At 71.4% G+C, this 21,309-nt stretch carries 10 protein-coding genes; 3 read left to right on the top strand and 7 right to left on the bottom strand.

The genetic code is table 11. The features are described from left to right. Position 1 precedes the first annotated feature (1 nt). The 4 genes from ABT170_RS26715 to ABT170_RS26700 form a co-directional block, all read right to left on the bottom strand. Positions 2–4,636 carry a hypothetical protein gene (locus tag ABT170_RS26715; protein ID WP_351871455.1) on the bottom strand — a complete coding sequence of 1,545 codons (4,635 nt, stop codon included), beginning with the start codon at positions 4,634–4,636 and terminating at the stop codon, positions 2–4. 12 nt (positions 4,637–4,648) lie between these two features. After that, positions 4,649–8,182, bottom strand: coding sequence for a serine/threonine-protein kinase (locus tag ABT170_RS26710; RefSeq protein ID WP_351871452.1), 3,534 nt, complete (start codon positions 8,180–8,182; stop codon positions 4,649–4,651). Next, the gene (locus ABT170_RS26705; RefSeq protein WP_351871449.1) at positions 8,179–10,845 is read right to left on the bottom strand and encodes a DUF6603 domain-containing protein; all 2,667 of its coding nucleotides are present in this window, start codon (positions 10,843–10,845) and stop codon (positions 8,179–8,181) included. The genes ABT170_RS26710 and ABT170_RS26705 overlap by 4 nt, the downstream gene beginning before the upstream one ends. A 310-nt stretch (positions 10,846–11,155) precedes the next feature. After that, positions 11,156–12,238 (bottom strand): hypothetical protein, encoded by a 1,083-nt coding sequence (locus tag ABT170_RS26700; RefSeq protein ID WP_329940582.1) that lies wholly within the window; start codon positions 12,236–12,238, stop codon positions 11,156–11,158. Between the two features lie 500 nt (positions 12,239–12,738). Here ABT170_RS26700 and ABT170_RS26695 point away from each other — a divergent pair, with 500 nt between their 5' ends. Next, positions 12,739–13,959: a neprosin family prolyl endopeptidase gene (locus ABT170_RS26695; RefSeq protein ID WP_351871446.1), complete on the top strand. Its 1,221-nt coding sequence runs from the start codon at positions 12,739–12,741 to the stop codon at positions 13,957–13,959. A gap of 1,274 nt (positions 13,960–15,233) precedes the next feature. On the opposite strand, the gene ABT170_RS26690 is transcribed toward ABT170_RS26695, so the two are convergent. Together ABT170_RS26690 and ABT170_RS26685 are read right to left on the bottom strand one after the other, a co-directional pair. Then, positions 15,234–16,196, bottom strand: a complete 963-nt coding sequence (locus ABT170_RS26690) for a hypothetical protein (RefSeq protein WP_351871444.1) — start codon at positions 16,194–16,196, stop codon at positions 15,234–15,236. A 4-nt stretch (positions 16,197–16,200) separates the two neighbouring features. Beyond that, positions 16,201–16,566 carry a hypothetical protein gene (locus ABT170_RS26685; protein ID WP_351871441.1) on the bottom strand — a complete coding sequence of 122 codons (366 nt, stop codon included), beginning with the start codon at positions 16,564–16,566 and terminating at the stop codon, positions 16,201–16,203. Between the two features lie 126 nt (positions 16,567–16,692). Between ABT170_RS26685 and ABT170_RS26680 the strand changes: the two genes are divergently transcribed. Beyond that, a complete protein-coding gene (locus ABT170_RS26680; protein ID WP_351871438.1) occupies positions 16,693–19,050 on the top strand; it encodes a CHAT domain-containing protein in 2,358 nt (785 codons plus the stop codon). 36 nt (positions 19,051–19,086) lie between these two features. Then, positions 19,087–20,082 (top strand): hypothetical protein, encoded by a 996-nt coding sequence (locus ABT170_RS26675; RefSeq protein ID WP_351871435.1) that lies wholly within the window; start codon positions 19,087–19,089, stop codon positions 20,080–20,082. 358 nt (positions 20,083–20,440) lie between these two features. Here ABT170_RS26675 and ABT170_RS26670 read toward each other — a convergent pair. Continuing rightward, the coding region (locus ABT170_RS26670; protein WP_502970571.1) for a hypothetical protein at positions 20,441–21,309 on the bottom strand (869 nt) is incomplete at its 5' end.

Here is a 21,309-nt window from a genome sequence, read left to right as displayed (position 1 = left end):
GTCAGGACTCCTTCTTGATCAGTTGCTCCATGACGTCGGCCAGGTCCGGCCGTTTCATGATGTTGAGCAGGTGCACCGAGGGCTGCGTCCCCATCGCACCCTCGGGCAGATACGCGGCCGGCAGGTAACGTCCCAGCCAGCCCAGCGCGTCCAGGTCCACGAGCCGCAGTTTCGCCAGGGCGAACGCCTCGTCGACGGTGGCGGCCAGCACGTCCGGGGTCCACGGCACCCCGACCACCGGCGCCACCGCGACCAGCACCGCCTGCGGAGCCCGCGCCCCGGGGGCGTCGTAGTGGAACGTGGCGCCCGCCGTGTGCTGCTGAGCGGGGATCAGCTCTGCCCACGCATCGACGACGAGCACGGCGGCCTTCCCCGTTCCGAGCGGCTGTGCGGGGCCGTGCACCAGCAGACCGGTGGCCGGCTTGTCCTCGTCGGCGGGTTTGCGCAGGGCGCCCACCCACCGGTCGCCCGGCGCGAAGGGCACCTGCCCGATCCGCAGGGCGTAGCCGGTACCCGTCGCCGCGGCACCGGTGTGCAGCAGCAGATCCGCCAAGGCGCCGGTGCCCGGCCGCACCGTGCCCATCAGCTCCGCCCAGTCGCCCGGCACCAGGCGAGCGTCGCCGCCGCGGTCGAGTCCGGGGCCGAACGAGGCGTCCAGCGCGTCGGAGGCGGGTGCGGCTGACCGGCCCACGGCCCGGAACCCGGGCCCGAAGACCGCCTCCAGGACCTCGGCCGCGGCCCCCGGTCCGCCCTCCGCCGTCTCCTGCTCGGCGAGCCGGATCCGCTCCTTCGCCTCGCGCAGGGCGGCGGCCAGCTGGTCGGCCTGCTCGTCGGCCGGTCCGGTCGGCGGCCCGGTCACCCCGTATGCGGCGAGTTTCTCCAGGTTCGCCGCTTCCAGCGCCGCCCGCAGGCCGGCGAGGGCCTTCTGCGCGCGGTCCGAGAACTCCGGGTCCGTGGCCTGCGGAGGCGGATTGTCCGCGGGTGCCAGGTCGGCCGTGGTGCCGGGCCGGGCGGCCGCGAGCACGGCCGCGACCGTCGCACCGAGCGCCTCCAGCTGGGCGATGTCCACGGTCGTACGGGTCCAGCCCGAGGCCCGGTCCGGGAGCAGGACGGGGACGGCATCGTCGGGCACGGTCGACGGCCGCTGCGGCAGGAGCGCCTGCCCCAGCACGGTCCGCAGCCGGCCCGCTGCGGCGAGCGCCACCACGTCCAGGGCGCAGTGCCGGGTGAGCGGCCATGTGTGTTCGGTGACCGTGGCGGTGCCCGTTACGGCCTCCTGGCCGGGACGCAGCCACGCGGCGCGCAGCTTGATCCGGGCGGCGGCCCCGAGTTGGTGGCCGGCCCAGGTGTCGAGCAGGGGTTCGGCCTCGGCCCTCGGCCGGGTGGTCTGCTGTGCGCCGTCCCAGCCCGCCGCGCGGGGCGAGCCCTCCGGGACCACGACGAGGACCCGGTGGTTCACCGGGACGCCGCGCCGCGGCGTGTCGAGCACCTGGGGCCGTGGTGGCGGCTGCCCGCCCGCGGCGAGGGAGTCCAGTGTGGCTCCGGCGCGGTCCGGATTGCCCTGGGTCAGCTGGTGGACGCTCTCGGCGAGGAGCAGGTCCCCGACGGCGTCGAGGTCGTCGCGGAGCGCGGTCAGGTGGCGCCGTACGGCCCCTTCCTCGTCGGGGGTCATCGGTGAGCCGCCCGAGTGCGCTCGCAGGTGCGTGACGACCTCGCTCACGGGCACCCCGGCGAGCCGTGCGCCGTCCGTGACGTCGTGGGCACCGATGAACTCCTGCGCTCCCGCGGCGGGGTGCTGGACGCTCTGCACCGACCATTCGGCCCGCAGGGGAGCGATGAACCGGTCCAGCTCCAGGGGCGCGTCGGCCAGTTCCCGTTCGTCGTGCAGCCGCCGTTCGAGCCGGTAGCCGAGCAGAGCCCCCAGGGGCTGGCCCTGGGCGACGCCGTCGAGGACGGTCATGGCCACCCGCATCCGCCGCGAGGACAGGTCGACCGCGAAGGCACCGGCGTCGGCAGGGTGCGACAGGTTGCCGCTGTGCAGCACGGCCGCGGTGGCGGCCTGCGGAAGCGAGGGAGCGAGCACCCATCCCCGGCTGCGCGGCACACCGGCGGGCGTCAGGTTCTCCACCCAGCCGTACGCGCCCAGCTGCACCCCGGTCGGGCTGCGGCCCGGCCGGCGCAGGGCGTGGAGGCGGGCGGTGGCGAGGGATCCGATCCAGGCGTCGAGCCGGTGGGAGACGAGGTCGAGGCATTCGCCGAGCAGCCGCTCCATGGCGGCGAAGGGATCCTCCTCGCGGCCCTGCCAGGTCTTCACCCGGCCGGCCAGGTACTGCAACGCGGCGTCGATCTCCGCCAGGCGCACGCTCCACGGCCGCTCCGTGCCCAGCAGGCCGAGAACACCGTTGCGCCGGGTCGCCGCCTCGAAGACCTGTCCGGCCATGGAGGCACGAGCGTCGAGGATGGTCCGGTACACGGTCGAGCCACTGTCGGTCCCGCCGTCCGCGGCGGCCGTCGGCGCGGACAGCGCCATGATCTTGCCCAGGGTGAAGGGCCGGGCGAGCAGCTTGGCGCTGGTGAGGGTGTTCAGCTCGTGCGTGGGGTTGAGCAGGGCGTCGGCGAACCGCAGCCGGGGCCACAGTGCGTCCGGGTCACGGACTCCGGACGCGGCCCGCCCGTACTCCAGGTTCGCGGTGTGCCGCAGCAGCGCCTCCAGGAGGGTGCGCGCCTCCTCCTTGCGGACCGTGAGCCTGATCAGTTCGAAGCGCTCGACGACTCCGTTGAGGAACCCGGTCAGGTCGTCCGCAGGCTCGGTGCCTTCGGGCAGCTTCGCGGGACGGACGTACGGCAGCCACAGCCGGGTGGCCGCCCCGTTGATCTGGTGGCCGATCTTCGGCCGGTAGCTGATGCCGAGCGCCGCGTTGAGTGCCTGGGAGTGCCGGTCCTCCGGGGTGTCGCCGACGCAGTACCCGGTGCCGCCGAAGCTGATGCCGCTCATGCTGAGCGAGGCGTCCTTGAAACAGGCCAGGAGCCCGCCCTGGACGGAACGCACCGACACCGTCCGCGACACCGGCGCCATTCCGAGGGCGCGCAGCACGTCACGTTCGGGCTTGGGCAGCGTGAGGGTCTCCCCGGGCTGGTCGGGGCCGCCGACCCGGGGCAGGGTGCCGACGCCGACCTCCCAGAACGGGCGCAGCACGCCGAGGACGCGGTGCAGCCCCTTCAGACCCGACGGCTCGTGCCCGTCGGGCTGCCAGCGCGCGGTGGCGGTGACCGGCAGCACCCCGTACGGCTGCCTGCCGACCCGCAGAACCGGGAGCGGCCCCCGGGCCCGTACGTTCTCGTAGTAGTGGCGGCGCAGCCAGGAGCGGTCGACGGTGAGCTCCGTGCCTCCCCGGTCCTTCTCCAGGAGTTCGTCGAGGTAGAAGTCCCCGGTGGCGCTCCACAGGGCCATCTGCAGGGCGCGTGCGTCGGCCTGCTCCGGCTCGTCGGCCCCGGGCAGGGCCGTGAGCGCGGACACCGGAATGCCGAACGCGGCCGCGAGGCGGGAGCAGTTCGCCCACTCGTCGGGCGCCGCGGCGGGGCCGAAGGCACCGAGCAGCCCGTCCACGTCCGGGGGCGGCGGCGCGGAACCGGCCTCGTCCCGGGTGTTGTTGGTCGCCGTGCCCTGCCGCACGAACGCCGCCTCGCCGTCCCCGTCCCGGCCGGCCAGCAGCCGGGTGAGCCGTCCCGCCGAGGCCTCGGGGTCGAGGGAACCGGACACCCCGAAGGCGACCACCCGGGTGAGCAGTGGTTCCCTGGCCGGCTCGTAACCGTCCCGGTCCAGCGGCACGGTGACGGCGAGCCCCTTCTCCTCCGCCTCGGAGAACTTCGTCAGCCAGCGCAGCTCCGGGTCGAGGTGCGGTTCGCCCTCCGCGGGCGTCGCGTCCGGGTCGGGCCCGACCTGCACGACGTCCGGGACTGGCCTGCCCTCCTTCTCACCGACCAGCACATCGCCTTGATACGCCCGTACGACGAAGAGGTCCGGCAGGGTCGAGGCGGTCGCCGCCCGGTTCCAGCCCCGCCCGCGGACCGGGACCTCGGGCCAGGACGGCTCCGGATCCGGTGCGGAGTCGGGCAGCGGCGACGGTGGCCGCGTGTCCGAGACGGGGGTGAGCAGCCGTACGAGCAGGCGGGCCCGCTGCGCGCCGAGTGCGCCCGACAGCTGCCCCCAGGCGGCGAGGAGCAGCCGGCCGCGGTCCCCGTCCGCGTTGTCGCTGCGGCCGGCCCGCCACACCGTCCGCCAGTAGCGGCGGCCCTGCTCCACCTCGCCCGCGGTGGGGTGCGGCTCGTGCGACTCGACATGGATGTCGTCGGGGAAGACGCGCACGAGCAGCTTGTCGTGGCCGCCGTCCCTCCGCACCCGGGTCTCCAGCCGTACGGGCAGGAGCACCAGAGGCACTTCTGGATTCAGGCCGGCGAGCAGCGGGGCGAACCCCTTCCCGGCGAAGGTACGCACGCCCTCGTCCAGGGCGCCCCGGGCCGTGCCGATGCGGCTGAAGGCGGCCTGCCGGTCGGTGGCGGTGGCCCGGGGGCCGAGGAGCGCACGGTGCTCCTCGGCCTCGGTCACGGCCCGGCGCAGTGCGCCGAGATCGGTCATGTGTCGTTCTCCTCAGGGGGACAGGAGTCGTGCGGCCGGCAGGACGACCCTGACGGGCTGCTGGAAACACTGGCGGGCGGTCCCCGCGGCGCTCGCGCCCCACACGAGACCCTCGTGGGCGACGTTGGGCCGCGGGTTGCCCGGGGCATGGGTCGCGGCCAGATAGGCCTCCTTGGAGTCGAAGAGATGGCTCCAGTCGAGGTTGTTCCAGTCGTCCGCAGTGCTGGGGGTGTTGGGCGGCGCGGTGTAGGGGCGGCCCCAGACCCCGGACGCCGGAGGGTCGGTGAGCGCGTTGTCCGGCGGGTCGTCGAGCCCGAACCGGGGCTCGGTCGGCTGCTCCGCGATCACGAAGCACCAGGGCGAGGCGAGGAGTTCGGTCTTCGTGAGGTCGAAACCGATCATGGCTGTGTCGGGATCCAGGCCGCCCCGGAAGATCGGATGGCGGGCGGCGGCTTCGTTCGGCTCGGTGTCGAGCAGCGGAGCCGCGTAGATGATCGCACCGGGGTAGCGGCGCAGCAGGGCGCTGCGCAGCACCAGGACGACCCGGTCGGGCGGGGCGGTCAGATGCGTTCCGAGCGTCAGGTCGCGCTGCCATGTGTGCAGGGGCGGCAGATCCTTCGTCTGTCCCCAGAACGACGCGAAGTACGTGCCGCGCTGGTCGGTCGGGTACTCGCGCCAGCGCAGCTCCCGCGCGAACTCGTGGTTGGCCCCGGCCATGTAGGCGGCGACGAAGGGGGCGTTGGTGAGGGCGAGCACCGCTGTGTCGGCCGGAATGTGCTGGAGACCGGCGAACATCCACTCGTTGGACTGTGCCGACAGCGGCGGCCACATGGGGTCGTCGAAGACCGGCGCCCACTGCACCGGAACCTCCGGATCGGTGCCCGCGGGCCGTTCGACGAGGGTGTCGACGACGGCGGGCACGGTGACCGCGGGATCCGTCATATCCACGATCCTCTGTTGGGCCTGGAGGGCCGGGAACGGGTCCCGTTGTGGGATCGGCGGCGCCTGCGACGGCCCGAGCACCCGGTCGTGCGCCTGGACCAGCATGTCCTTGACGTCCTCGGGGCGGGTGTCGAGCACGGCCGGGGCGGGCAGCAGATCGCTCTGCTTCGACAGTGGTCCCGGGTGGGTGAAGACGCCGAGGCCGAGGCTGCCGGTCGTGTGCCACGTCTCGACGAGGTCCTTGAGACCGTCGGCCGTCCACGGCTCCTGCTCGGGCCCGGGTCCCTCACCGGTGACCAGCAGCCCCCCTGAGCAGTCCGCCCACCAGAGCTCGGTGGTCGGATCGGCGTCGCACCAGTCCCAGCTCCCCGGGCAGGCGCCTCGGAATGTGCCGTGGTGGCCGGCGGACTGCCAGGTACCGGTGAAGACGCCGTCCGAACTGATGTTCTCCGGGCTCCAGTTGCCGGTGCACACGCCGCGCCAGGTGCCGTGCTCCGAGCCGGACTCCCAGGTGCCGGTGTACAGGGCGATCCAGGTGGGATCGCCGCCGTCCTGCCCGGGGCCGTTGCTCCATGTGCCCTCGTAGGCACCCTTCCAGACACCCGACCGCTCCGCGCCCATGTCCCAGCTGCCGGCGCACTTGCCCCTCCACACGCCCGCCGGATCGCCCGCGCCCGCCCCGTCCCAGAGCCCGTCGAACGCGCCGGAGAACCGGCCCCTGGCCACGGTCTCGGCGTTCGCGTCGGAGAGCAGGCCCAGCCCGGCCGGACCGCTCCGGCCGCTGGGGAAGACCAGATCGCCGTGCGGGGTGACCTTCGTCAACGACAGGAAGCCCTCGGGGACCTCGACCTCGGGCAGCGCCGAGAGCCGGAAGGCACGGTTGAGCGAGACCGCGGCGAGCGGGCGGGTGGCGGCGAGCTGCTCGGTGGTGACGGCGCGCTGCACGGAGCGCCGGGCCGCCTCGGTCGCCACCTGCCGCCAGGCCTCCGGCGCCCCGTCCTCCGGCGCGAAGACCTTGCGTACCGCGGCGAGCCGCTCCGGGTCCACCACCCGCTCCGGCGCGAGTGCGAACGCCACCGTGCCGTCCGGATCCCGCCGGGGCACCGCGAGGCCGGTGGGGGAACCGGCGACGGAGGCCAGCACGGTGGCGAACGGCGGCTGCGGAGCGTTCGCCGCCCGCCCGGCGATCAGCCCCACCCGCCGGCTGAGCACGCCCATCGGGCGCACCGCGCGGTGGAACTCCGCGGTGGCCATGGCGTTCGGAAGCAGACTCGCCCGGATCGAGGACCACAGCGTGGTGTCCGCGGTCAGCGCGAGACGGCTCTGCAGGGGAGTGGCCAGCCGCAGGACCTCGTCGGCGGAGAGCGGCCTTACGTGCCGCAGATGCAGCCGTCCGCCGACCAGCCGGGCGAACCGGGCCAGGTCGAGCAGCCGGTTGGCGGCCCGTACGTCGGCGAGCTGCCGCCACGCCGAGGCCATGAGCTGCTCCTGGTCGGCCTGCACGGCCCGGGTGCCCAGTCCGGCGGCCACCCTCCACCGAGGATCGAGGTTCAGGGTGTCGAGCCAGCCCGAGGACGTCGGGACCGCCCCTGTCCGCAGCGCGTGGAAGCCGCCGTACAGCGGGGGCAGGACGTCGGGGTCCTCGTCACCCGTGCCGTCCCCCACCGGCACCAGCGCCTTCGCGAGCCGTTGTTGCCACTGGGCGCTCGGCTCGCCGACCGGCCACGGGTCGCGCGCCGGGGCGTTCGGATCGCGCAGGGCGCTCTCCACCTCCTGGACGACGGGCCCGGGACCGGTCGCGAAGAGCCCGGGGCGGCTCACGTCGAGCGGCCGCCGACCGGCGTGCGGGGGCAGAGGGCGGGCCCGCAGACGGTCGGCCAACGTCTCGAAGTCGCCGCCCTCGCCGGCGGAGAACGTCCAGGAGAAGTAGACCGGCAGTTCGCAGCGGGCCCCCGGAGTCCAGGCGGGTGCGAGATTCCCGCCGGCGACGTCCTTGCCGAGCCCGGCCAGACGCCCCACCTCGAAGGAGGGGACCAGACAGGCGGTGTAGCCGGTGTGCGCCAGCAGCCGGCGAGGAGCGAGCAGCCGGGAGACGGATCGGCGGGGGTCGGTCTCGTGTCCTGGGAGCGTCTGGGCGTGGGCCCACAGGTGCAGTGAGGCCGGATCGGGCAGTTCGGTCCCGTCGACCCGCAGCACGGGCAGCGGGATGCCCGGCTCCCGCTGCGGCCGGCCCGCCGCGAACGGTACGCAGACCAGGGCGAGCCAGGGCCGCAGGGCGCCCGCCGGTCCCGGTGCCAGCGGGGTGAACAGCCAGGGCAGTTCGGCCCGTTCGAACTCCAGCATCGGGAACCTGGTGGTCTCCGCGTCCGGTGTGCCGGGCAGCGGGAAGAGCCGCACGATCTCCTTGTGATCGATCGCCCGCACATCGCCCGGCCCGTACAGCCGCAGCGGTGGGACCGGAACCTGCTGCTCGGGACGGCCGTTCACCGAAGCGGTGGCCGCGAGGGAGCCCCGTACGGGCATCGTGTTGACCAGGGTGTCGGGGTCGGCGAGCGATGCGGCGGCCCCGGCCCGCTCCCAGGACGCGAAGGTGTACGTGGTCATGGCCTCACCTCGTGTGCGGGCACGACCTGGTGCAGCGCGGACCGGCCCGAAACGGTCCTCAGCTGGGCTGTGGCTTCGGTGAAGGTGGCCGTCCGGAGGAACCCGCCCGCCTCCTTGAGGGTGCCGGTGTGCACGATCGCGTACGTCCGCTCCTTCAGGACCGACGTGATCGGCGGGGTCGCGTACCGGCTGCTCAGTGCGTGCACCAGGCTGCGGCCGACCGCCCCCCAGGGCAGTGCGGCCGTCAGGGCGGCGTCGGTGATCACCCAGCGCGCGCCCGGGGTGTGGACGGTGCCGCCGAGCCACTTGGTCTCGTACTCCACCGGGACCGAGTACCGGGGGGCGGTCGCCGAGGACGGGGGAGGGGTCAGTTCGCTGCCTGAGCGAAGCCGCTCGAAGGCGGGCTGGGTGAGCTTCTCGTCGTCGGTGAGATCGAAGAAGTCGGCCCGGGCGAAGTCCTCCTCGACGGGCTTCACGACGCCCGCCCCGGCGGAGAATCCGACCGTCACACCGAACGAGACCGGCGCCGGGAGCCGGCCCGGTCCGAACCGGACCACCGGCGTGTCCAGCGGAACCGTGCGCTGGCTGAAGCGGAGCCGGCCGAGCGGGTGCAGCAGCCGTCCCCCGGCTTCGTCGGTACGCAGCGACACCATCGTGCGCGCCCCCTCCGGGAGGACCGGCTCCCAGCTCCGGGGGTCCTTCAGCGCCTGTTCGAGGAGTCGGCCGACGTCCGGGGGCGGCGGGGCCTTGGCCTCGCCGGTGCAGTTCCAGCGTTCGTCGAACGGGAAGCTGACGTCGAAGAACAGGAAGGACACGCTGGCGCGGCCGGCGACGTTCCAGCAGGGCGTCGGCCCCTCCACGTGGACCCGCAGCCCGACCGAGCACAGCGTCTCCCCGGCGACGCGCAGCGCGAAGGAGCCGCCGAGGTCGAGCATCACACCGAAACTGGGCTCCCAGCGCACCAGGGCGTCGAAGGAGAGCCGCCCGGACACACCGGTGCTGCGCGAACCGATGACGGCGGAGAGCTCGGCGCCCGCCTGGACGGTGCCCGGGGTGAGGGCGAAGTAGCCGGTGAAGACGATCCGCAACAGCGGGCTGTCCGCGATCGGGATCGTGAGGCGCTTCGGCGTCGGGAACCCCGCCGGCGGGGTGAACCGGGGGTGGAAGCCGCCGGCGCTGAGGATGAAGGTCGCGTCCTGCCCGCTCTTGGCGCGCAGCGCGAGACCGCCGTCGATCGAGGAGGTCAGCAGCCGGGAACCCGCCAGGCTGGCATTGATCTCGACCAGCCCGTTCGCGGCGTCGACGACACCCGCGACCGAGGCCCGCAGGTCGAGGATCGGAGCCTGCGGGGCGGGCAGCGCGACCCGGAGCCGGCCGAGGATGCCCACCACACCGCTGGGCAGCTCAAGCACCACCCCGACGTCCGCGGTGAGGAAGGAGACGGGACGGCCCCAGCCGAGCCGGAACATGGGCCCCACGACCGTGCTGCCCGGACGCGCGGGGAACACCGCACCCAGCGAGGCCAGGATGCGCGGCGCCGCGGCAGCCGCGTCCGCGGGGAAGAGCAGGTCGTCCAGGTGACCGGACTGGACGACCTCGGCGAGGCCCGCCCGGTCGAGCGCGCGGCCGATGCCGAGAAGACCGCCGACGGCGTTCAGCGTGAAGGCGAGGCCCAGTTCGATGGCCGGGGTGAACTCGGCGCTCATGGCGACCAGGACCGACACCGGACGGGTGTCCAGGATCCCGAAGGCCTGCACCTCGACGACGCCGAGGCTGAGCGACAGGGCCCCCCGGTACTGGCCGTCGTGCTCGGCGAGGAACCCGCTGCCCTTGGCGGGGCCGACGGCGAGGGTGAGCCCGAGGCCCTTCGGTGGTACCAGGGCCGCCGTGTACCCCGCGCCGGAAGGGCGGACCACAAGCCCCGCGCCGTCCACCGCCGCGTCCGCGAGACCGAGCAGCGACGCCCGGAAGGACGCGTCGAGCCGCAGTCCGCCGTTCTCGGCGGACACGTACAGAGAGGGCGCGCGCACCCCGGACGGGGCCCCGCTGAGGGGGACCGCGATCCCCTTGCCGCTGCCGCCGCCCTCCAGGCGGAGCCCGCTCCTGCCGAGCGTGGCGCCCAGTCGGCCCTTGAGGACGAGGCCGCCGGGGACGAGGAGCTTCAGCAGCGCGTGGTCGGTCAGCGCGAAGTCGACACCGTCGGCCCGGAAGGTCAGCGAGGAGTCGTCGGGTGCGGCGGACGGCAGGGAGAGCACGAGACTGACCCCGTCGCGTACGGCCAGGCCGGGTACGAGGGGCAGCGCGCCGGTGAGGACGAGGGAGAGGTCGATCTTCGGGGGCAGGGCACCGACGAGGGGATCCTGCACGGCACTCGGCCCCGCTGTGAGGACCTCGTCGATGGCCAGCGCCCAGGCCGGCGGGGACTGCCTGACGGCCGTCCGCAGCAGGTCGACGAGGACCGGCCATACGTCGCCGGGGGCCGCCACGTGCGTCAGGGCGAACCGTACGAGCAGTGTGTCCGCGGTCAGCGCGTCACCGGGCAGCCCGAGCGCCTGAGCGAGGCGCTTTCTGCGGTCGGCCTGGGGGAGGCCGGAGAGGAGCGGGAGCAGCGGGTCGAGCCCCGCGCGGAGTTCGGCCGCCAACTGCGGTAGGGGGCTTGCCATCAGCTGGCCGTGGGGAGATGGAGGACGTTCATCTGATCGGCACCATTCTCCGCCCACGGGTCACCGGGTGACTCTGGAACCGAGGCGGATGGGGATCGGGAACTCCCCGACGCTATCCCCGCCCGAGGACCGGCGCGCGGCCACGAATCGCGGGACGCCCCCGGTCCGGTGCGCAAATTCACCCGACCAGCAGCGGCCCGCCCCGGACCGTGGTCGGCGCGACGCCGTTCTCGCGGGGCCGGCCGGCGGCAACGCTCTCCCGGGCCATGGGCCTGCCCTTCTTCGGTCCATGACGTCCGAATGCGTACCGTCATACGGTTGGCTGGAAGCCGTTGATGGTGGCCTCGACCATGCGGGAGACCCGCTCAAGTTCGGCTCTGGTCGGATCGGCGGGGACCTTGAGGTTCTGCCACACGACCACGAAGTCGAGGTTCCGGTTGCTGTCGTGGACCTTGAGGGCCTCCGAGACAACCCTCTCGACGACACCGGCGCTGTTGGGCTTGAGCGGGCCGATGCCGATCTTCGCGTGGGTGGCGGAAAGCCCGCCGTTCGGCCACAGGAGTTCACGGTGGAACCAGCTGCGGCCGCCACCCACGAGCATCTGGACAAGATCCGTCGGGCTGCCGCTCTCCAGGCTGCCGTCGAACATCCGTGTGACGAGTTTCGCCATGTCCACGGCTGTGGTCGCCTGGGCGACCTGTCCGTCGTTCGTCGACGCGATCCGCACCGGGGTCCATTGCGCCAGGTAGTCGCCGGCGAGCCAGATGCCCTGCTGGGTCTGGCTACGGAAGAAGCCGTCGTCTCCGGCCTTGGCGTTCATGAAGCCGAACGCGACGCCGTGGATGCTGGCCGCCGCGCCGGCATTCTGCTGCTGGAGGAGCATCCCCCTGAGCTGGGTGCGGTAGTCGAAGGTGAACTCGACGCCGATCGGGCGCCCCGCCGCGTCGAGTTGAGGTTCGAGAACCGTCCGGTAGGCCGGCACGAGCTTGGTGGGGTCGCTCCCGTGCTGGATGGTGATGGCGTTCGGGGTCTTGTTCTTGATCTTCTGGTCGAAGTCGGACGAGAGGGCGAGGAAGAAGGCGTCCGGCGACGACGGCTGTTGTTCCAGGAGCAGTTGACGGGAGAAGAAGCGGAGTGTGTGTGCCGCGTACATGGCGAGGAGTTTGACCAGGCTGCCCGAGAAGTGGACCTCGTTCTGCCGGTGGCCCGCCCACGCGCGGTCGTCGGTGTCCTCCAGAGCCACCACGGTGAGGGCGACCCGTTCGAGTGCGGTGCGGTCGGCTCCGGTCAGCCCGTTCATGAAACCGTTGAGAGCGTTCTGCATGCTCCGGTTACGGTCGGCTGCCCCCTCGGCCTGGAGATTGTCGCCGTACGCTCCGGTGAACAATTCCATGTCCGATCGCCTCCTGGTGTACGAAAGAGATGAACGCCGTGAGGGCGGTGGCGCCGGCGATGAGCATGAATCCCCTTCAATTCCCGTACGTCACTCCGCCCGCCTCAACTTCTTGTCCCAGGCGCACATGTTGCCGTTGAGGGCGTCGTGGACGGGTGCTCCGCTCGGCCTTGTGCGGTCCCACGGCGGACTCCTCCGAGGTCGAGGGGAATCGAACCGAGTCCTGCCGAAACGGGGTACGCCTTCAGTCTCCTGCGGGACAGCACCCCCTGCAATCGGGTGCCCGCGCACGGGAGGACAACCCCCGCGCGGGCCCGGGGAAGTGCGCGTATGGTGAACAAGGGGCACAAGTGAGACTCCGCCGATGACGGCCCGATCTCCCCGTACGTATTCCTCTCCGCCGCACCGAACGCATGCCGGTGCTCTGTGCCAGGGCCACCGCTCCCGTGCGGCGCGTACGGCCTTCGGCCGCCAAGGCCTCGGCCACGAAGGAGAGCACGATGGAATCGGGCAGGATCGAGCGGAACCCCGACGTGCCGGAGACGCCACCACCACACCTCCGATCGGGCCGTGAGCTGGAACACGACGCGGCCGAGCGACTGGACGAGATCCGGCAGTACTTCAAGGACCAGTACGCGGAGCGCAACGTCGTCGCCCGCACGACGACCGAGTCCGGCGACGCGCTCGACTGGGTCCCCGCCGAGTCCCCGGGCGAACCGCCCTACATCGAGGCGGCGGACCGCCCCAACGACCCCGACCGCCCGTCCTCGCCCCAGCCCTTCGAAGCGGGCGAGTCGCGCGACGAGACCGGACCTCCCGGCACCGTCCCGATGCTGCGCAAGCCGCTCGACCGCATCACCCCGGTCGGAACCCTGCAGGACTACCTGTCGAAGGGGATCTACGCGAAGCGGTCCACGCCGCCCGACGATCCCGGCCTCGCCCTGCCCCGCGCCGCCACCGCCGTGCACAAGTACGCCCACGCCGCCCAGGGCGTGGCCAACTACGGCACCGAAGGCTTCATCAACACGTGGCGGCCCTACGTCCAGTGGTCCAACGAGTTCTCCCTGGGGCAGCTGTGGGAGGTACGGGGATCGGGGTCCGGGACCGACCTGCAGACCGTCGAGGTGGGCGTGCAGACCTACTACGACCTCTACGGCGACTGGTATCCGCACCTGTTCATCTTCTACACCACCAACAACTACACGCAGATGGGCAACTACCTCGGCGGCTACAACCGGGACGTGAAGGGGTGGGAGCAGCTGTCGAGCACGGTCTACCCCGGTATCCGCGTGGCGGAGAGCGTGTACGCGGGGGACCAGTACGACCTCGCGATCAAGGTCATGCTGTACCTGAACAAATGGTGGATCCGGATCGGCAACGAATGGATGGGCGGCTACCCCACCAGCCTGTTCAACGCCACGGGACTGCGCGACCACGCGGCCTCCATCGACTGGGGCGGCGAGATCGTCGACGACGTCGCCAACCACCCCGAGGCCACGTACACCTGGATGGGCAGCGGGCGCTTCCCGTCGGAGGGCTGGGGCCGAGCGGCCTACATGCGCAACCTGACCTACCAGTCCGACGCGGCCGGAACGATGACGCCGGTGGTGGGCTACCCCTATGTGACGAACCCGAACGCCTACCAGATCTCCACCGACTTCACCGGCACGTCGACCTGGGGATCGCACTTCTACTGGGGAGGCCCGGGTGGAGTCGAGTGACGTTCCGGCGCGGGACGACCGCCCAATGGTCATCCCCTGCGAGGTCGATCCGGACGTCGAGTGCGTCCGGATCGACCGAACGGACGACCGCGCCGGACCGCCACCGTCCCCCGATCTCCCGGAAGAAGGGGCAGGACCCCCTTCGGCGCCGGCCGTGGAGGGCAGAAGACTCTGTCCCGAGGGCTATCTACCGCGGCGACGGCACCGCGACTACACCCTGGACGGCAAACGAGTCGTCAGCGACTCCCCGCCGATCCCCAACCCCGACGACCCGCCCGTTCGGCCGCCAGGGCCAGGCTGATGGATCGGGCGATCGACACATGTGCCCGGCCTTGACCCGGAAATGCCCCGGAACAGCTGGTCGGAGGTGGGACAGGGGCGGGAGATGGCGGGAATCACCTCGCACTTCGCTCCATGGTCTGGACGCGGGACATGAAGGGCGCCTGGCAGGTGGAACACCTGCTCAGGCGCCCTTTTCCTGTGTCTAGAAGAAGCCGAGCTTCTTCGGCGAGTACGACACGAGGAGATTCTTCGTCTGCTGGTGGTACACGTCCCGTACCCCTGGTGACCAGCAGAAATGTGTTCTTTGGTGGTCTTTGAGTGAGGCTTGGGCGCTGCGGGCGACGCGTGACCGGCAAGCCATCATGGCTGCGACTACCGCCGATTGATGACACTTACCGACGATATCTGTCACCATAAGTGCTTGTCCGTAGGACGAAGAAATAGCGGGTGTGCGCCTGTATCGACCGAGAAAGTCGTCGGCTCGGATGTGGAACCGGTGCGGCCTATCCAGAGCCTGATCAAGCAGAACATGGACGTCATGTTCGGCGTGCGGTTCCTCGCCTCCAAGTACTCCGCCGGACGGGTCACGGTGGCCGAATCGACTCACGGGGCCTGGACGAGGACGGCAGCCCAGAAGCAGTCGCAGTCGGTGAGGTTGAGCTCAAGCGCTCGCGCGGCGAGAGCGCGGTCAACCCGGCACCTTTCTATTCTCCCTGGTCGAGGCCACAAGGCCGAGCTCGAGGCGCCGGTGGGTCGAGGCCGAGGCTGTCGGCGGTGTCGACTGGAGCAGCCCGCGGTTCCAGTCGACACCGCCCGCGCTGTGCCGGTCGATATAGAGCTCGTCAACTCCGTAGCCGTCGATTAGGTGGGCAGGAGGCCGAGGCCGATCAATGCACGCCAGTCAGGGCAGCGGCTGCGGGGTGGGGCCGGGTGCGCAGTCTGCCGTTGGAGCGGTCGGCGGTGACGGTGTTGTCGTGGAAGGGAACTCCGGGTCAGCTCCGCGGCTGCGGAACGGTGGGGGGCGAGCCTTGCAGTTGGCTGGTGACCCGTTCGTACTGATCGGGCGTGTACCAGGTCCGCGCGGCGAGGTCGTCGGCCCGGCTACGGGTGACGGCCTCTAGGAGCACGGCGTACTCGTGGGCCGCCGCGCGCAACCGGGCGCGGCCGACCAGGATCGTGCTCGCTCCGATCAGCAAGGCCGGCCACCACAGGGAGGTCAGCAGCAGGTAGAGCGTGCCCCAGGCCATCAGGGTCGCCGCACGGGACAGCGCTGCACGGGCGGCGGTGATCTCCTGGCGCACGTCACCCGGCAGCTCCAACCACAAGTACGGCCAGATCACCCCGATGTCGAGGTGGAGATCGCGGTTCAGGCGCACCCGGACGGCATTGATCCGGTCACCGGTCCAGGTGGGTCGGTCCGGCCGCTCGATGGAGATCGGCAGCATCGCCCGGTAGGCATCGTCCCGCGCCTTGGTTGCGGCGGCTGTCTCCTCGATGGTCTGACTCCGACCGCCTGCCAGATGTCGCGCGACGATTGCCTCCCTCCGCGCTGCGCGTTCGGACGCGTACGCCAGCGCCAACGGGTCCCACCGTGCTCGGCGGCGCTGGACGAGCCAATTCGCCACGTCCCGGGTCGGCGGCGGCCAGTGCTGCCAGCCTTCCGCCAGCGCCAGCCGTTCCACGACAGAGCCCAAGGTCTGCGCGACCGCGCCCGTTCCGGCGGCTGCGGCCAGGAAGGCCAGCAGCACCAGCACCTGTCCACCGACCGACCGCATCACGGCCGCTTGGGCCCAGTGGGTGAGGTGGTCGGCCAGCGCGGCCCACCGGAACGGGTGGATCCACCCCAGCGTCTTCGCCATCACCGTCACCACGACGAACAGGGCGCCGGGCAGTGCCAGCAACGACAGCCAGCGCTCGGCGAGCGACTTCCCGAGCGCCGAGAAAAAACCGCCCACGGCCTCAACCCCGGTAGTAGAAGAGTCGCTTGCTGTCCACCGCGCAGAGCGGAACCTCGATCGACCCGCCCTCGGACGGGGTCCACATCATGGCACAACGCCGACTCGGACACAGGTAGAGCGTCTCCTCCGGCCCACCGCCGGTGCCCGGGAGGCTGGGCCCTCGCTCGCTGTCGCCGTCGAGGCCGCTCGCGGCACCTGCCTCTTGGAGCATTCCATGCAGCGCCTCTAGCAGGTCGCCGAGATCGGCGTGGCCGCCGGCTGCGGCCGTCAGTACCCGGTCCACCTGCCGCCCGATCTCCTCGGACTCCACGGAGCTGCTGATCTCCGTCTTGCGCTGGCACAACTCGGCCAGTCGCCTTTGAACCACGTCCAAACCCGACCCCCTGAGCAACTGCGATAGGCGGTGCACCCGTGACGGATCACGTTCTTCACCAAGTACTCGGTCAGAACCGGCGGGGGCAGAGTACCTTAACTTGCGGGGGAGGTGGGGCCGGTGGCCGAATCGACCGACCGGGACGCGTTAGTGGCCCGAGTCAGCGGCTGGAACGCGAAGTTGGACCATGGTGCGTTCGGCATCCTGAACGATCCGTCGGTCATCGCCGGCCGTGTGGCGCTGTCGGAGCTGGTCCGTTCCGACGAGCGGGGCGAAGTGTCGTTCGCTGAGCCAGCACTGCTGGCCCGCTACCAGCTCGGCCGGCTGGAGTGGTTCGACTACCTCGGGTCGGAGCGGGCCCACGTGGACTCCCAAGAGCGGGCCCTGGAGCTCCTTCTGCCGTGCTTCGTCCACGGCGGCTTCGATGACATGCCCAGCGAACGCCTGCTGGTCTCGCTGGGCCACCTGGCCCAAGGCCCCGCGCTGAAACAGTTAGAACGGCTGACGACCGAGCCGAACTCGGTCGATGTCGAATCGGCGGAGCGACTGGCGGGGCTGTGGAGACGCATTGTCCGCAGCCAGCCGAGACGTCCTGATGAAGCATGGCGATGGCACTGCCTGGCGGTCGTGTTGTCCCGGGTCTACCCGGCAGACGATCAGCGATCGGTTGCGGCCCTGCTGGAGGCCGCCGAGGCCGCCGACAAGGCCGTGGAGCTCGGCTACGTCTACGACCTCGACAAGGCGGAATACCTGCTCAACGCGGGCCGGGTGTACGAGAAGCGCTACGAGCAGACGGGCGATCAGGCCTACAGGGCGACGGCCCTGGCACGGTTCGAGCAGGTCGACGACCTCAGGGCGGCGGCGGCGTCGGCTCGGATCAGCGGCTACATCGGCCGGTCCCGGCTGACTGGGACGGACGACCCGGGCGGCGCCGCAGCGTTGTTGCGTGAGGCAGTCGCACTCCTCCCTCTGCTGGCACCGCGCCATCTGGAGCGCGGAACCGGCCTGCGCGAGTTATCCGGGTTCAGTGGCCTCGCCCGGCGTGCGGCCGCACTGACCCTGCACGCCGGCTCCGGCTCCACCGCCGAACCTGCCTTCCAAGCCGTCCAGGCACTCGAACTGGGACGCGCCGTGCTGCTCGGCCACGGGCTGACGGCCCGCACCGACCTCAGCGAGTTGGTCCAACAACGCCCCGAACTGGCCAGAGAATTCGCTGAGTTGCGCGACTGGCTCGACGAGGAGACCACGCGACCGACCGACCCTGACGTTGCCCAACAGCGGCAGAGCCAGCGAGAGTTCTGGGCCAATCAACTCGACTGCTTGCTGAGGGAGATCCGCTCCCTGGAGGGATTCCAGCGGTTCGGTCTGCCGCTGGAGCGCGACCAGTTGCTCGCGCTGGCGGACCAGGGCCCGATCGTGATCCTGACCACCACCGAGGACCACTCCGATGCCCTGCTCATCACCGGTGACGGCATCGAGGTCGTCCACTTCTCCGGCCTGGACGAGCAGCAGGTGAACCACCGGGTGTCGGCCCTCCAGGAGCAGCTCGAAACGACCCGTCCAGGCAGCAGCATGAAGGCCCAACTGCAGGCCCAGGCCGGGATGACCGAGTTGCTCCGATGGCTCTGGGAGGAAATCGCCGAGCCCGTGCTCCGGACGGTCACGGCCGACCATCGCACTACCGCGGAGCCGCCCAGGGTCTGGTGGATGCCCTGCGGCCCGTTTGCGCTGCTTCCCGTCCATGCGGCCGGGAAGCACACGAAGGGCTCGCGCGACACGGTGATCGAGCTGACCGCCTCCTCCTACACTCCGACGCTGCGCGCCCTGCACTACGCACGTGGCCAGGCCGCCAAACGTGGGCGTGCCGGATCGAGGACCACGCACCCCCTGATCGTCGCCGCCCCCAGGGTGGCCGGCCAGAACGAACTCGACGTCCGCCAGGAGACCGAGGCGCTCATCAGAGCCCGGCCGCACGCCAGACTCCTGGAGGGCCTACCGCCCTCACCCGCCGCCGCGACGGCGACGAACGTGCTGAAGCACCTGCCCGACTGCGACATCGCGCACTTCGCCTGCCACGCTGAGACCGACCCGGACGATCCGTTGCTGAGCAGGATCATCCTCGACGGCGACGCGGACGGGCCGCTGACGGTCGATAGGCTCGCTTCGGTCCACCTCGACCAGGCCAGCCTGGCCTACCTGTCGGCCTGCCGCAGCGCTGACCCCAGCAATCTCGAACTGGCCGACGAGGTTCTGCACTTGGCCTCTGCCTTCCAACTGGCGGGATTCCCCCAGGTGGTCGGCACCCTGTGGAACGTCCAGGACTCACATGCCGCCCGGGTGGCGAGCGACTTCTACGCCGCGCTCGGCCCGACGGAGGAGAACGCCGCCCGCGTGTTCCGCGACGTGGTGAGCGGCGTGCGCGCACGAACGCTCAGGAGCCCGTACATCTGGGCCCCGTTCGTCCACATCGGCATCTGACCACGTACCGCACCCACTCCGGAGGACAGCACCATCATGAAGCCGACGTTCGTGGACTTCTCCGCTGACCCGCCCCTGCTGGGCAACGCCGAATTCTCCTACCAGGCGGTCCAGCAGACTCCCGGCCACTTGACCATGGATCGCGGGGGCACCGTCGACATCCGGTTCCAGGTGGCGCACCGGGACCCGGCCCTGGAGACCGAGATGACACTCGAAGTGACCGCGCTGGTGTCCAAGAACAACGAGGAACCCGGCTTCGCTCCGATGGACGTCCTGGTCAACGACCAGCCGGTGATCTCGGACTGGCGCATTCCCGGCGGCGGCGACCAGGAGCAGGTGAACAGGTTCGCCGTGCCCGGACGGTTCCTGCGGACCGGGGAGAACACCCTCTCCATCCGATGCTCCGAGCGGGCCACCATGATGCTGTGGCTGTACCGGATCACGCTCGATGCCGTCTACGACCGTGACAAGTCCAGCAAAGAGATGCACGCCCGCGACACGGCGGACGAGGTCTTCGTCTACCGGACCGAGGTACGCGCGATCGGGGACGTCACCTGGAACCCGCAGCCGGATCTTGAGCTCTACCTGGGCATGGGCGAGCCACGCCAGGTCCGGCTGAGCAATCTCTCCTGGCAGGAAGGCGACGGCACCCAGGTGGCCGTCGGCTTCGGGACGGCGGACTTCCGCGGAAGCCGCCGCAGTCCGGCCGGCGAACTCCAGGATTTCCGCGGCGAGTTGCTAAGCCGCGTGCCGATCGCGACGGACGCTCCGCCTGCGGACGCGGTGGAGTTCAACAACCGCTTCGACTGGGGCGACGGCTGGTACGACGCCGGGCGCCTGCTCCTGCTGTTCAGGAACGGTGACCGCCAACCGACCACGCTGACCTGGCGCAACGCCGAGGGCGAGGCCGGAGCGATCCAGTTCGACAGCAACCGCACCCGCCTCGCCGGATACCACCACGCCCGCAACGAGGGCCCGGTCGCCTACGACGGGGAACCGACCGACCCCAAACTGCGGCAGCGCCCGCACTGACCATCACCGCCGCGCCGGTGCACGGCCAACGGCCCCGCACCGGAGGGGGTGGGTCCCCGCCCGTGGCGTGGAGCGGCTGGTCGCCTTCGGCGTGGGCGGCAGGGCGGGCGCCTCTGGCGCGTCCTCGCCGACCAGCGGGGGCAGGTGCTGTAGCGGTCCAAGACGTCCCGCAGATGGGCACCGCGCCCGGGCCGACCCGGCGAACACCTCGTTCTCGCTCCACCACCGCTGATCGTTGACGGCGAGGTCGTCGTGCGGGCGCCGGTGGTCAGGGTTGCGCCGTCAACCGTCGCTGGCACCCGCAACCTGACGGGTCGGTGTGCACAACGGGAGCACGCGGCGGCGGTGACCGGAGCGTTCACCCTGTCGGCCGCTCGGGTCGGTGTCCCGGGTCCAGGCGCTGGGCGAGGCGGTCCGCGTAGGCGGTGATGCGCCGGCGCAGGACGAGGCGTCCTGCCTTCTGGTTGGCGGGGGTGTAGGTCTGAGTGATGTTGTCGATGAGCCGTCCGGTGTCCGCCTTCGCCTCGCGGAGGCCGGTCAGTACGGGGCTGTGGGTGTATTCGGCCTGGGCGATGTCGGTCCACACCAGGACGGTGGCGGTCAGCCGTCCGTCGTCGCCGGCCATCCGGGGGAAGCGGGAGCTCAGGTCGTCGAAGAGTTCGGCCCAGTGTTCGGCGGGCAGCTGCCAGTGGTTGAGGGCTGTGCGGCGCCGGGTGTAGTCGACGCGGGTCTGGTCGTCGTCGAGGCGGCGGGCGATCTGGTCCACGCGGTGCTCGAAGTCCCTCCACGGGGTGGGGCCCATCTGCGGGCGGAGCTTGTTCATCGTGCTGGTGGCCTTGGCGACGGGGATGCCGAGCAGGCGGGCGCACTGGGAGTAGGAGCCGCCGGCCGCCATCTCGGCGAGTTTGAGGCTGACGGCTCGCCGCAGGTGCCGGGGTGTGTAGCTGGTGGGGTTGTTCAGGCGGTCGGCGAAGTCGGCGGAGTGCTGGTCGTACCAGGGCTGGGGGAGGTAAGGCGGGACGTGCTGAGGGCCGAAGCGGCAGTCGCGGGAGGCGACGCGCACGCTGTCGTTCTCGGTGCGGCCGGCGGCGTGGAAGCCGTGCCGGTGGCGCACGAGCGCGCGAGCCAGGCGCTTCATCGTGCCGCGGTCAGCGAGGAAGACGACAATCAGGTCCTCATCCACCACGGCGGCAAGAACCTCGTCGGCCGTTGCTCCTGACCAAGCAG

The organism is Streptomyces sp. NPDC001787, assembly GCF_040297465.1.
Classification (GTDB): domain Bacteria; phylum Actinomycetota; class Actinomycetes; order Streptomycetales; family Streptomycetaceae; genus Streptomyces.
This window is presented reverse-complemented; position numbering and strand designations above follow the sequence as displayed.

Coding starts and splice junctions, on each gene's coding strand:
- ABT170_RS26695 (WP_351871446.1), top strand. CDS start 12,739: ATGGAATCGGGCAGGATCGAGCGGAACCCCGACGTGCCGGAGACGCCA.
- ABT170_RS26675 (WP_351871435.1), top strand. CDS start 19,087: ATGAAGCCGACGTTCGTGGACTTCTCCGCTGACCCGCCCCTGCTGGGC.
- ABT170_RS26700 (WP_329940582.1), bottom strand. CDS start 12,238: ATGGAATTGTTCACCGGAGCGTACGGCGACAATCTCCAGGCCGAGGGG.
- ABT170_RS26705 (WP_351871449.1), bottom strand. CDS start 10,845: ATGGCAAGCCCCCTACCGCAGTTGGCGGCCGAACTCCGCGCGGGGCTC.
- ABT170_RS26710 (WP_351871452.1), bottom strand. CDS start 8,182: ATGACCACGTACACCTTCGCGTCCTGGGAGCGGGCCGGGGCCGCCGCA.
- ABT170_RS26715 (WP_351871455.1), bottom strand. CDS start 4,636: ATGACCGATCTCGGCGCACTGCGCCGGGCCGTGACCGAGGCCGAGGAG.